At 49.3% G+C, this 11,584-nt stretch carries 12 protein-coding genes and 1 other annotated feature (1 of these 13 running past the window's edge); of the genes, 3 read left to right on the forward strand and 9 right to left on the reverse strand.

Annotated features, from left to right (window positions below):
• Positions 1-169: 169 nt before the first annotated feature.
• The 5 genes from IM700_RS11735 to IM700_RS11755 form a co-directional block, all read right to left on the reverse strand.
• Entirely contained in the window at positions 170-724 is a 555-nt protein-coding gene (locus IM700_RS11735) for a TlpA family protein disulfide reductase (protein WP_193416239.1), read from the reverse strand.
• 15 nt (positions 725-739) lie between these two features.
• Positions 740-1,465: a cytochrome c biogenesis protein CcdA gene (locus IM700_RS11740; protein ID WP_193416238.1), complete on the reverse strand. Its 726-nt coding sequence runs from the start codon at positions 1,463-1,465 to the stop codon at positions 740-742.
• Entirely contained in the window at positions 1,466-2,131 is a 666-nt protein-coding gene (locus tag IM700_RS11745) for a hypothetical protein (protein ID WP_193416237.1), read from the reverse strand.
• A gap of 135 nt (positions 2,132-2,266) precedes the next feature.
• Positions 2,267-2,638 (reverse strand): rhodanese-like domain-containing protein, encoded by a 372-nt coding sequence (locus tag IM700_RS11750; RefSeq protein ID WP_336244898.1) that lies wholly within the window; start codon positions 2,636-2,638, stop codon positions 2,267-2,269.
• Positions 2,639-2,659: 21 nt separating this feature from the next.
• On the reverse strand, positions 2,660-2,968 hold the full coding sequence (locus IM700_RS11755; protein ID WP_193416236.1) for a rhodanese-like domain-containing protein: 309 nt from the start codon (positions 2,966-2,968) through the stop codon (positions 2,660-2,662).
• A 397-nt stretch (positions 2,969-3,365) separates the two neighbouring features.
• Between IM700_RS11755 and IM700_RS11760 the strand changes: the two genes are divergently transcribed.
• Positions 3,366-3,737: an ArsR/SmtB family transcription factor gene (locus tag IM700_RS11760; protein ID WP_193416235.1), complete on the forward strand. Its 372-nt coding sequence runs from the start codon at positions 3,366-3,368 to the stop codon at positions 3,735-3,737.
• 59 nt (positions 3,738-3,796) lie between these two features.
• Here the strand turns inward: IM700_RS11760 and IM700_RS11765 are convergent, their stop codons facing one another.
• A complete protein-coding gene (locus IM700_RS11765; RefSeq protein ID WP_193416234.1) occupies positions 3,797-5,992 on the reverse strand; it encodes a heavy metal translocating P-type ATPase in 2,196 nt (731 codons plus the stop codon).
• Positions 5,993-6,176: 184 nt separating this feature from the next.
• Positions 6,177-6,830 (reverse strand): hypothetical protein, encoded by a 654-nt coding sequence (locus IM700_RS11770; RefSeq protein WP_193416233.1) that lies wholly within the window; start codon positions 6,828-6,830, stop codon positions 6,177-6,179.
• Between the two features lie 179 nt (positions 6,831-7,009).
• On the opposite strand from IM700_RS11770, the gene IM700_RS23185 reads away from it, so the two are divergent.
• Positions 7,010-7,147 (forward strand): DUF6254 family protein, encoded by a 138-nt coding sequence (locus IM700_RS23185; protein WP_239483829.1) that lies wholly within the window; start codon positions 7,010-7,012, stop codon positions 7,145-7,147.
• A gap of 120 nt (positions 7,148-7,267) precedes the next feature.
• Here IM700_RS23185 and IM700_RS11775 read toward each other — a convergent pair whose 3' ends face one another.
• Positions 7,268-9,442: a 5'-nucleotidase C-terminal domain-containing protein gene (locus IM700_RS11775; protein WP_193416232.1), complete on the reverse strand. Its 2,175-nt coding sequence runs from the start codon at positions 9,440-9,442 to the stop codon at positions 7,268-7,270.
• A 202-nt stretch (positions 9,443-9,644) separates the two neighbouring features.
• On the opposite strand from IM700_RS11775, the gene IM700_RS11780 reads away from it, so the two are divergent.
• Positions 9,645-9,824, forward strand: coding sequence for a small acid-soluble spore protein H (locus IM700_RS11780; RefSeq protein ID WP_068785695.1), 180 nt, complete (start codon positions 9,645-9,647; stop codon positions 9,822-9,824).
• A gap of 65 nt (positions 9,825-9,889) precedes the next feature.
• On the opposite strand, the gene IM700_RS11785 is transcribed toward IM700_RS11780, so the two are convergent.
• On the reverse strand, positions 9,890-11,449 hold the full coding sequence (locus IM700_RS11785) for a 2-isopropylmalate synthase (RefSeq protein ID WP_193416231.1): 1,560 nt from the start codon (positions 11,447-11,449) through the stop codon (positions 9,890-9,892).
• Between the two features lie 114 nt (positions 11,450-11,563).
• Positions 11,564-11,584: a binding site (T-box leader), on the reverse strand (it continues 211 nt past the right edge of the window).

The raw sequence follows: 11,584 nt of genomic DNA on the forward strand, positions 1-11,584 counted from the left end.
CCAGCGGTTGTACCCCAACGAAGGTTTCAACTTCTTTTCCATTATGGAACAGCTTTTTTAAACCCATACCCCTATAGGTATATATTAAGATCATCGGAGCTCTTTGTCAATTGCCAACTTATATAAGTCATTTACGAACGGATGGTCCTATCCTGATTGCCCCATTCCTCTAAAAGGCATCGACCGTCTTTTGCATGATTTCGTAGTTGATGGCTCCGCGGAATATTTCACGGATTACTCCTTGTTCATCGAGGACAAAGGTGGTGGGATAGGCAATCACCGTATAGTCCGCCATGAGGGCCCCTTCTTCATCCATAACAATGGGGAACGTTAAACCGAATTCCTCGATGAACGGCCTAACGTCTTTGGGGCTATCCTCGGTTGATGTCAAATTGACCCCTAAAATGACGGTGTCCTTCTGGTAGTCTTCGTAAAACTGTTGCATATGCGGCATCTCAGCACGACACGGCGGACACCATGAAGCCCAGAAGTTAATCAGGACCTTCTTCCCGCGGTAATCTGCCAACTGAATCGGGTTCCCGTTTAAGTCGTTTAACGTGAAATTCGGTGCCCTTTGTCCCTTCTCAATTCCTATCGGCAGATTTTCGTTCGTTGCCGACGATTGATGCCTTATTGTTTCCTTCGTCGCTCCAGTTACGTAGTCATATGCTCCATAACCAATCAGTCCAATTAGAACAAGGATGGCCAACCCGTTTTTCTTCATCCGCTTATCCCCTCTTTATAGTGTAATATCGAATAGTGTGTATTTGGCGAGCCATGCGCTGATCTTCTGAAGTTGGCCCGTAAATAGCAGCAAGCCAAGCGCCAGGAAAATAAAACCGTTGATTTTGGAAAGTATCGGAACGTACTTATTCATTTTCTTCATCATGCCGGTTGAATAAGTCAGCACCCATGAGAGGATGAGGAACGGGATGCCAAGTCCTAAAGAATAAACAGCCAGCATCGCTATCCCGATCCCGAGGGTTTCCGACGAACCGGCCATCAGAAGAATCGAAGACAAAGCGAGTCCAACACAGGGGGTCCAGCCGGAACCAAAGGCTAGTCCCGTTAGAAAGGATCGCACGATGCCGCCCGTCGTTCGAATCTTCCCTGTATCCCAGGACTTATTCGACATGAACCAACGAAGCTGCAACCACCCGATCATTTGCATCCCGAACATGATGATGAGAAGCCCGCTCACCTTTTGTACCAGTTCCCTCTGTTCTGCAAAAATTCGACCAACCATGCTCGCCGACGCTCCCATCGCGATAAAGACAACACTGAAGCCAAGGATGAAGCTGATGGAGCGTTCCAACAAAAGTTTTCGGTTCACCTCCATTTTGTTATTCTGAATCGATGACCCGGTGATATGGGAGATATAAGCTGGAATGAGTGGAAACACGCAGGGCGAGAGAAAGGAAAGAGCGCCTGCTGCGAGAGCGATCAGCATCGTCAATAGATCCACCTAGGGGGCCCTCCTTTTCATTACCGATAAAATAAAATATAGCCCTCCTGCAGCCGCAATCCCAACGATTTGGAGGAAGTTGAAGGACAGAAAAACGGTTACTCTGTTAGAATTCAGAAATCCAATCGCTATGAAACCGATACATAGCCATAACCCTCTCTCTACTAATCCCGTCCAAAGGATCTGTCCTTTAGTGAATTGGAAGGAGAGCACAATCAAGAGGGACAAGGCGGAAGTGGCCAGAAATGTCAGTTTTTGCTCTGGTATAAACCATGCCAATCCAAGATCGTAAACCGTTAACCCGGCCATTAGATAAATCGTTGCTGCTTCAGCGACCTTAAGAAAAGACATTTTCCTCTTGATCAGGTGATAAAGAAGATATCCTATAACGGCGAATGTCGCAGCCCACCGTCCTTTGACTCCACCATCAAAATAAACGATCGATAAGGGCTGCCGAATCACCGACGCGGGCTCCCATAACAAAAGACTTCCTTTCCAAACCAACAACCAGATCAGGAACGCTTGAATTGAAACGTCCGCCAGCTCATGATCCCATTTCATTCTTCGCTCATAACTCCAGAGAGCAGTCCATCCTGCCGCACCGAACGCGAAAAGCAACAATATTTGCCCATTCAATACGAATGAACCGACCTGAATCGTATACAAAGTGTCCACTCCTCGCTTTCATGGTCATCTTCTCGTTCCTAGGTTAAGAAATGATAAAAAAACAGAACGAAAGGACTCCCTTTCGTTCTCTCTTATCTACCTTAGTTCTGGTTGACTAACTACTCTGTTGAATCATTATTTTTGGGTGGGTCCGCTCCATGACATGATTCCGCCGCGAAGATCCGCGACTTCCTTGATTCCATGACGTCCGAGCAACTTGGCGGCTTGTTTGCTCCGCATTCCGCTCTGACAATAAACATAAACCGCTTGATCTTTAGTAATCTCACCCATTCGCTGCTGGAGCTGACTTAAAGGAATATTGATTGCTCCTTTAATATGCCCGCGCTTATATTCATGAATCTCCCGAACGTCTATCACTTTCTTGCCTTTGGATTCGCTTTGGAACTGCTCGGCAGATAAAGTTCGCAATCCCTTTACGGGGGCAAACTGTCTATAGAGCATCCAGAGAACGAATAGGAATAGGATTGCATAAAATAGATAATTCACTTGTTCTTCACCTGCCTGCCATTAATCTCGAACCAGATTGCTGGTCCACGCGTTTAACCCACCCGTCATGTTAACAACATGAAATCCTCTTTCACTTAGAAACTCACACGCCATTCTGCTGCGATTTCCGCTGCGGCAAATGACGATCATTTCATGGTTCGGGTCGAATTCGTTGAGTCTTAAATCCAGTTCACCCAGAGGAATGTGTTTAGCTACGGCTACATGACCTTCCATCCATTCGTCCTGTTCACGGACATCGAGTAAAGACAAGGTTTCCCCTTTGTTAAGACGCGCCGCCACTTCGTGAGGAGTTGTTGTTTTAAATGCCATTTTATCTTCCAACCTCCTGATATCTTCTTATGTTTCAATTTATCTACTATCTACTTTTAACAAGCAGTTCCACGGCCTCTCTACTAGGGTCATGACTGCCATTAGCCTGGAATGCATCTTCTTCGGAAAGGTCACCTGCAATGAACTTCGTCACTTACCCATACCCCTATAGGTATAATATAGACTTAGGAGTCCCTTGTCAATATCAGATCAATTGAATTGATTTCCATTCAGATCAGTTCCGGAATGTCACACATGTGGCATCCTGATTTGCTGTCTTGTTCGTTATATCCTTATATGTTATTGTGATGACAATAGCCGCTTAATTGTAATAATTTCGTTTAGCCCATCCTTTTTGATATAATGATGCAAACGCCTAATAGAAGGGTGATCATGAATGACACAGCCTATAAATACGGTGGAAGAGTGCGAAACGAACTGCGTGGGCACAACTGCGGATTTGGACGTAATCAAGGAAGAGCTGATCGATGACCAAGCAGCCGTTCAATTTGCGGACTGGTTTAAGGCCTTCAGTGATCCGACGCGTGTCAAAATCATCAGCGCCCTGTTAAAACATGAGCTCTGCGTACACGACCTGACAGTACTCCTCAAAATGGGTCAATCCGCCGTTTCTCACCAACTGCGATATTTGCGTAATCTCCGAATCGTTAAACGGCGTAAGGTTGGGAAAACCGTCTATTATTCACTCGACGACGGGCATATCGAGCAGATTTTTCTACAAACCCTCCAGCACACGAACCATGGATAAAGTGTGCCGCAAATAACAAGGACTGCCCCGTGTGGGACAGTCCTTGTGTTCATTTCCATTCAATTCGGTTTGATCTTCAATACGCGCATCGCGTTCAATACAGCGAGCAGCGTCACGCCCACATCCGAGAATACCGCTTCCCACATCGTGGCAACTCCGAACGCGCCCAGAAGCAGGAAAACCGCTTTAACCAGCATGGCAAAAATGATGTTTTGCCATACAATCCGCCGGGTCCTCTTTGCAATCTTGATCGCGGAAGCCAGCTTGGAAGGTTCGTCGGTCATGATGACGATATCCGCGGCTTCAATGGCTGCATCGGACCCGAGACCGCCCATGGCCACGCCAACATCGGCTCTGGCTAACACCGGGGTGTCGTTGATCCCGTCGCCGACGAATGCGATTTTCTCTTTGCTCGACTTTTGACGGTCGATCTTCTCCAGTTCTTCGACCTTATGCTGCGGCAGCAGTTCGGACCGGACCTCGTCCACGCCCAACTTTTTACCGACTGCCTCGCCCACTGCCTTGATATCGCCCGTCAGCATGACGATCTTCTTTATGCCGAGATTTTTCAGTAAACGAATCGCTTGCGCGGAGTCCGCTTTCACCTCGTCGGCAATCACCAGGTAACCGGCATATTGTTTGTCGATCGCCACATGCACGATGGTTCCCAGCTCGGAAGGTGCGGTGAACTTAATATTTTCCTGATTCATAAGCTTTGCGTTCCCGGCCAGTACCTCCCTGCCTTCGAACCTAACCTGAATGCCGTGTCCTGATATTTCGTTATAACTCGCTACCCATTCTTCATTCAATTCCTGACCGTAAGCTTCCCTGATGGACTGGGCAATCGGGTGGGTGGAGTGCATTTCGGCAAAAGCAGCATGGCGCAAGAGCTCTTGCTCGGTCCAACCGTTCTGCGGATAGATCCCGTTCACTTTAAATGCGCCTTTGGTCAGTGTTCCCGTTTTATCAAACACGACGTATTTGACGTCATTTAACGCTTCCAGGTAATTGCTACCTTTGACCAGCACGCCGTTTTTGGAGGAAGCGCCGATGCCCCCGAAGAAGCCCAGCGGGATGGAAACCACCAAGGCGCAAGGACAGGAAATGACCAGGAACACCAGTGCCCGGTACACCCAATCCGCGAAAGTTTCGCCGCTGAAGAGCAGCGGCGGCAGAATGGCCAGCAATACGGCAACAATGACGACAAACGGGGTATAATAACGTGCAAACTTTGTAATGAAGTTTTCCGTCGGGGCTTTTTTGCTGCTTGCGTTCTCTACAAGATCGAGGATTTTGGCAACTGTCGACTCCCCAAATTCCTTCGTGACTTCAATCGTCAGAACTCCGTTCTTATTCATAAATCCGCTCAGCACGTCATCGCCGGCTGCTACCTCGCGCGGTAAGGACTCACCGGTTAACGCTGAAGTATCCATGGCCGAAAGCCCCTCAATGACTTTACCGTCTAGAGGCACCTTTTCACCGGGCCGCACGACGATGAAGTCGCCGATCCGCACTTCCTCCGGACTCACCCGTCGAATCTCGTCATCTGACTTCAAGTTGGCAAAATCCGGTCTAATGTCCATCAACGCACCGATCGATTTCCGCGACCGGTTAACGGCAATGCTTTGGAACAGTTCGCCAACCTGGTAAAAAAGCATGACAGCTACGCCCTCGGGGTACTCTCCGATCATAAAAGCGCCAACCGTCGCGATCGACATAAGGAAGTATTCGTCGAACACTTGACCTCTTACGATATTCTTCAGCGCCTTGAAAACGATATCCCCGCCCACGATCAGATAGGCGGCCAGAAACAGGATCCATTCAAGCTCCTCGCTCAGAGATAAGGCGAACGCCGCCGCGCCAATGGCAAGACCCGCAATCAGTCGGGCAACCATGACTTTGATACTCTCCGCGGCATGGTCATGGGTATGTCCATGTCCGTCTTCTGCCGCTTCGGTACTGTGATCATGGCTGTGATCCTGATGATGAGCGTGATTAGGTTTGGAGGCTGCTCCGTAATCCAACACTTTTATTCCAGGTTCGAGTGTACGAATCTTCTTCTTCGTCTGCTCGAGAATGTCATCCGAACGGTCCGACGACATCTCCAGGGTCAACGTTTGGTTTGCAAAATTCACCGAACAAGCCGAAACCCCGTCAATCTTCTGGACGCCGTTCTCGATTTTTAAAGCACAATTCGCACAATCCAGGCCTTCTAGCACCAATTTTCGCTTAACCGCAGGACTACCGGTTTCCATATTCTAGTCCCATCCCCTCATCCAAAACCATATATGAGCACTTGTTCATATGTAGTATATTCCTCGGATCTCACGGTTGTCAATAAAATGGAGAACAGAGTAACAGAAACGGGAGAAGCCATCCAATGGTTTCTCCCGTTTCTGTTTGTACTATTCGCCAATCCTGTAGTGGAGCACGAATGATTTACGAATCGCTTAGAACCGTAGATAACGACACTAGAACCGGCCCGGCAAAATCTGACGCCTCTTCGCCTTTTGGATTGTGAAGGCGGAACAGAAAACCGTCACCGGTATCTGATTTCCACACGATATAATCGCTAATGCCGTCTTCGCCTGAGGCTTGAAGATAAATTTCGGCTGAACCCAAAGGATGTTCGACCAGTTCGCCGCTAAAATCGGATACCTTCCCGAGTGCCTCCAATTCCTTTCTCCCCTCAGCTCGAAGCTGCTCTAGATCATAATTGGCGGATAGGGGTTCGATTTTCACCTCGTATTTGGGATTGCTATTTAGGTACAGCCGTCCTTCGTCAGCGTCAAAGGCGAATTTATCAAATACATATAAGCTAAAACCTTCGCCTTGGTGCAATTTCGCCTCCAGCGTCTGATTTCCCTCCCCTGTCAACAATTCGAAACTTTCGACCTCGGGGCGTGTCAAATGAGGTTCCTCAGGATGGTTATCCGTTTCGTTCCCCGGTGTAGGAGCCGGGACCTCTTCTTTCACTGGAGGTGAATGATCAGAGTCATCAGAAGGTTCAGTTGCCCCTCCCGAACATGCCGTGAGCGACAGAATAATGACGAACAACGCGAATTTCATCAGTATAGTATACTTTTGCAGCACAGGTGATCACTCCTTCCTATTCTTAGTCCATATGCGCAACTTCACTTCCCCATTACCTTATTCGAACTAGCATGCCATTGATCATCCAACTTTGTATATTTGCCCCTCGCACGAAACAACCTATCGAAATGGAGGGCAAATGCTTCCCATCTTTGACGAAAGGAGTGAGTTATCCCACAATGACCCGATCCACAAAAAGCAAAGAAAATGCAATGAAGAGCCGAAAACAAGCTCAACATCCGCATGGTCCCATCAAGTCCCTAGAAGAATTGTCAAATGAATACGATCAGGGATCTAACGGATCCAAGTCTAAGTAACTGACCCTCTTGACCCATACAAGAAGGCACTGGCTATTCTCCATCGGGTTCATGTCGTTTCCCGACAATCGAAAACACACCGCCCCTCTAAGAAATAGACGAAGCGGTGTGTTATTCAACTTATTTTTGAGCGGTCGTTATCAGCAATACCAGATCGCTGCGCGTAACTTTGGATTCGTCGGATAAGTCCGCCAGGTTGACTTCTTTGCCCGACGCTTTAGCGATGACCGTGGCAGCCTCTCTAACCGTTAGCGAACTTTTCGGAAGGAACGTTTTACCGCCGAGCCCCTCTAGAGCCCCTGCTCCCTTCAGTGCTTTTACTGCCGGTAAAGCCCAAGTTGGAACATCGGCTTCATCGGTAAAACCGGTTGCTGTAGAAGCTGCAGGCACCTTGAAGGCCCGGCTAACCATGACCACAAATTCAGCGCGAGTCACTTCGGCAGCGGGACGGAACGTTCCGTCGCCATACCCCTGGACGATTCCAGCTGCAGCCGCTTCTTCGATCAATGCAGCATGAAGGTCAGAGGAAATATCCTTGAATCCGGACGCCCCCTTCTCCGGAGTCGATCCTTGGTCCACCGGTGTTGCTCCACCGGCTTCCGCCGGAAGCGCGGCCCCATTCAGGTCTGTAATCCGACCTTGAAGGGTGGCCTTCACGGTACCTACTTTATCGAGGTGTTCACGGAACACTTCATAGTCCACCAGATTCAGTTCGTAGAATCGACCGTCGTCTTTCGCTTGCTTCATGGAAGCGTAGAAATCTCCGCCCCCCGCCATAAACGAATTCGTTGCCACAATGTAATACGCTTTAGGATCGATATCGGTATAAGTGCCATCTTCATTCTGGATTTGAACTTGAACGATGCGTTGACCGGTTTGCGTTTTCTTGCCGGTAACGTCGTCGATCACTTCGCCTGGTTTTGTCGAATCGTAATAGAAGCGCAGGCCCGAAACTTGCGGGAAACGTCCTTCGCCATTTTCGACGCCGCTGACGCCGTTTTCCAGCGCAGCGCGAATTTCTGCCCCGGTCATCTTCAGTGCCGTCAAATTGTTGCCAAACGGCATCGTTGTCAGCAAATCGCCCAAAGTGATAACTCCGGACTTCAACGAGGCGCGGATACCGCCGCCATTTTGAATCGTAACGTAACCTTTAACTCCGGTTTCCTTTACGATGCTCATGACCTTCGAACGCATGCCATCGGCGATCAGGTTCCCCAGATTAGTTTCTTGTTTGCGAACGCTGCCGCGCTCGCCGTCCAGGTTCACGTCTGATTCTCCAATGACGCTCTTCTTCAGTTCTTCCAGGGGAGCGGCATATTCTTTTAGCTTAGCTTCCGCGGCGGTATCGCCTTTGATCAAGAAATTACCTGCATCGTCTTTCGCGTCCAGCGCGATCAACTCGCCTTTCCAAGCGGTCAGCTTTCCGGTTGCATCAAAAGTGGCATCCAACTGGCCTAAATTTTGATTATATTCGCCCGTTTGCACGATCAGTGTCGGCTCTTGGTCCGCATGGTGCACCTCTGGCGCCGTCAGTTTGGTATGAGAGTGTCCGCCTACAATGATATCGATACCGTCGACGGCCTCGGCCAGATCCTGGTCAACGGTATAACCGAGATGAGACAACACAATGATCTTGTTGACGCCTTCCGCTTCCAAGGCATCGACTTGCTTCTGTGCGCTTTGGACTTCGTCGGCGAACTTAATGCCAGGACCCGGAGAAGACAACACGGAGGTCTCAGGTGTGGTTAAGCCGATGATCCCTACTTTCTCGCCGGCGATTTCTTTAATCACAGCCGGGTAGATCTGTCCTTGCTCTCCGAGTTTCCCTACCCCCGTATGACTCAATCCTTTGAGGTTAGCATCCGCGCTAAAGTCCAGGTTGGCGCTGACGAACGGGAATTTAGCTTGCTTGATGAACTCGGTCAAGGTGCCAGGACCTTTATCGAATTCATGGTTGCCAAACGTCATGGCATCATACTTCATCTCGTTCATGAAGAATAAATCGGCTAAACCGCTGAACTGATTGAAATACAACGTACCGGAAAAAACATCCCCCGCATCAAGCAGCAAAGTGTGATCGTTCCTGGCTGCGTTTACAGCCGTCACCCTGCGGGCGATATTATCCAGGTGCGCATGCGTGTCATTCGTATGTAAGACGCGCAACGGATAATCCTTCGCCCCCGAACCCACAGCATCAGCAGCGTTCACAGGGAATTCAACGGCTCCGGAAGCAAGTCCGGCAACAAGGGTACTCATGACCAGCAGTTTACCGAAAGCTTTATTTCCCCAAATCATCAATCCATTCCTCCTCTACCACATTTTGATATACTACTCTATTAAATATAAGTAGTAGAGATTTGAATGTAAATCGCTCCAACACAAAAAGCGATTAAAATTTACATTTCCTTGCGTTTGAGCCGTCTAAAGAATAAGAACCGTGGAGCCCGGGTACTTTATGATCAGCAGGATGACATCGAATGAATTCAGGAGGTTAACTATGAACAGCCAACGGGCCAAAGAGATCGTCGCTTCTCCTTCCATGGTAGACGTGACTTGTGACGGTGTACCGATTTACATTCAACATGTCGACGAGAAGAACGAAACCGCGCGGATCTTTCCGCTCGGACAACCGGAGAATGAGAAAGAAGTTGCTTTATCTCAGCTTAATGAGCAATAAAGGACAGGCAGGAGAGATGATTTCGATCATCCCGCCTGCCTTTTTAATTTCCGAACCTCTCTAGTTTACATAATATTTGTTATGTCAATATCATGGGTGCCAGCCAAGATCATCGCGTTGATCCCTGCCAGGAACGCCTGACCGCTCGCTTTGATGATATCGGTATCCATGGCACGTCCCGTGTAGGTTCTTCCTCCCGCTTCAAGCTGAATATTCACGCGGCCGATGGCTTCTTTGCCGTGAGAGATGCTGTTAATCTTATAGGAAGTCAACTTGGCGTCGATGCCGGTTAACGACTTGATCACGCTGTATAACGCATCGATCGGACCGTCCCCGATGGCGCTGCCCTTTCGTTCTTGCCCGTTGATCTTCAAGACGGCGGTGGCGGTCGGGCATATCTCATTGGTAATGACCTGGAATGAAACCAGTTCGAACAGCGAATGGCCGGATTCGTTCTGCACTAGCTGTTCGCTCAGCAGATAGTAGAGATCGTGGTCGTAGACTTCTTTTTTCGCATCAGCCAATGTCAAGAATTGCTGGAACAGCCGTTCGAACCCCACGGCATCGGAGGAATCGAAGCCCAGCTTCTCCACCGCATGCTTGACGGCATGGCGACCGGAGCGGGCCGTCAAAATTAACTCCATGCTTTCAGCCCCCACATCCTCGGGGGACATGATTTCGTATACCTGTTTATCCTTCAGCAAACCGTCTTGATGGATGCCGGAGGAATGGGCAAACGCGTTGTCACCGGTAATTGCTTTATTCACCTGCACGTCAAGTCCCGTCAAATGGGTGAGCAGCCGCGACGTGCGAGTCAGCTCCTTCGCATCGATATTCGTGCGGCAGCCATACAGCGCCTCGCGTACCTTTAACGCCATCACCGCCTCCTCAAGCGAAGCATTGCCTGCGCGTTCGCCAAGTCCATTGATGGTACACTCGATTTTCTCTGCTCCATTCTTGATGGCGCTTAACGTATTCGCAGTAGCCAATCCCAGATCGTTGTGGCAATGCACGCTAAGAATGACCCGATCGTCTAAGTTCTTCAACCGCTCATGGATGCGTCGGATAAGGTGGCCGAATTCCTCCGGCTCTGCGTAGCCAACGGTGTCGGGGACGTTAATCATCGTCGCTCCGGCCTTGACGACAGCCTCAATCGTCTTCCATAAGTATTCGAAGTCCGCACGAGATGCGTCTTCCGTGGAGTATTGAACATCGGGCAGCAGCGTCTTTGCATATTTCACGGCATCGACGCCCATCTGCAGAACGGCATCCTGCGAGCGGTTGAATTTCTTCTCCACATGTACGTTGGAAGCGCCGAGAACGATATGGATCAGCGGGTGCTGCGCCTCACGGATGCTCTCGTATACCGCGTCGATGTCGGCTTTCACGGCTCGAGCCAAAGCCGTAATTCCCACGCTATCCCCTACGCTTCGGGCGATTTGCTGCACCGACTCAAAGTCTCCTTGCGAGGAGGCAGGAAAGCCCGCTTCGATGATATCTACACGGAGGCGCTTCAACTGCTGGGCAAACTCCAGCTTTTGCCGTACATTCAATTTGGCGCCGGGAACTTGCTCCCCATCGCGTAACGTTGTATCCAATACGATAATGTTGCGGTAACGGTCCATCTGTGCGTTCCTCCTTGATTTGTGATTGTGGTTTAAAGTCACCTTTCTTTGCTTCTATGTCAAGCGAGGTTGATTAAACCCGGAATTTAATCAACACAAAAACCCCGTCTCTGCTATAGAGACGAGGTTTAACTC

Origin of the sequence: Paenibacillus rhizolycopersici (assembly GCF_014947195.2) — a bacterium.
In the GTDB taxonomy this organism is placed as follows: Bacteria; Bacillota; Bacilli; order Paenibacillales; family Paenibacillaceae; genus Fontibacillus; species Fontibacillus rhizolycopersici.

Coding starts and splice junctions, on each gene's coding strand:
- IM700_RS11785 (WP_193416231.1), bottom strand. CDS start 11,449: ATGGACCGTTACCGCAACATTATCGTATTGGATACAACGTTACGCGAT.
- IM700_RS11780 (WP_068785695.1), top strand. CDS start 9,645: ATGAACAGCCAACGGGCCAAAGAGATCGTCGCTTCTCCTTCCATGGTA.
- IM700_RS11755 (WP_193416236.1), bottom strand. CDS start 2,968: ATGGCATTTAAAACAACAACTCCTCACGAAGTGGCGGCGCGTCTTAAC.
- IM700_RS11760 (WP_193416235.1), top strand. CDS start 3,366: ATGACACAGCCTATAAATACGGTGGAAGAGTGCGAAACGAACTGCGTG.
- IM700_RS11735 (WP_193416239.1), bottom strand. CDS start 724: ATGAAGAAAAACGGGTTGGCCATCCTTGTTCTAATTGGACTGATTGGT.
- IM700_RS23185 (WP_239483829.1), top strand. CDS start 7,010: ATGACCCGATCCACAAAAAGCAAAGAAAATGCAATGAAGAGCCGAAAA.
- IM700_RS11765 (WP_193416234.1), bottom strand. CDS start 5,992: ATGGAAACCGGTAGTCCTGCGGTTAAGCGAAAATTGGTGCTAGAAGGC.
- IM700_RS11775 (WP_193416232.1), bottom strand. CDS start 9,442: ATGATTTGGGGAAATAAAGCTTTCGGTAAACTGCTGGTCATGAGTACC.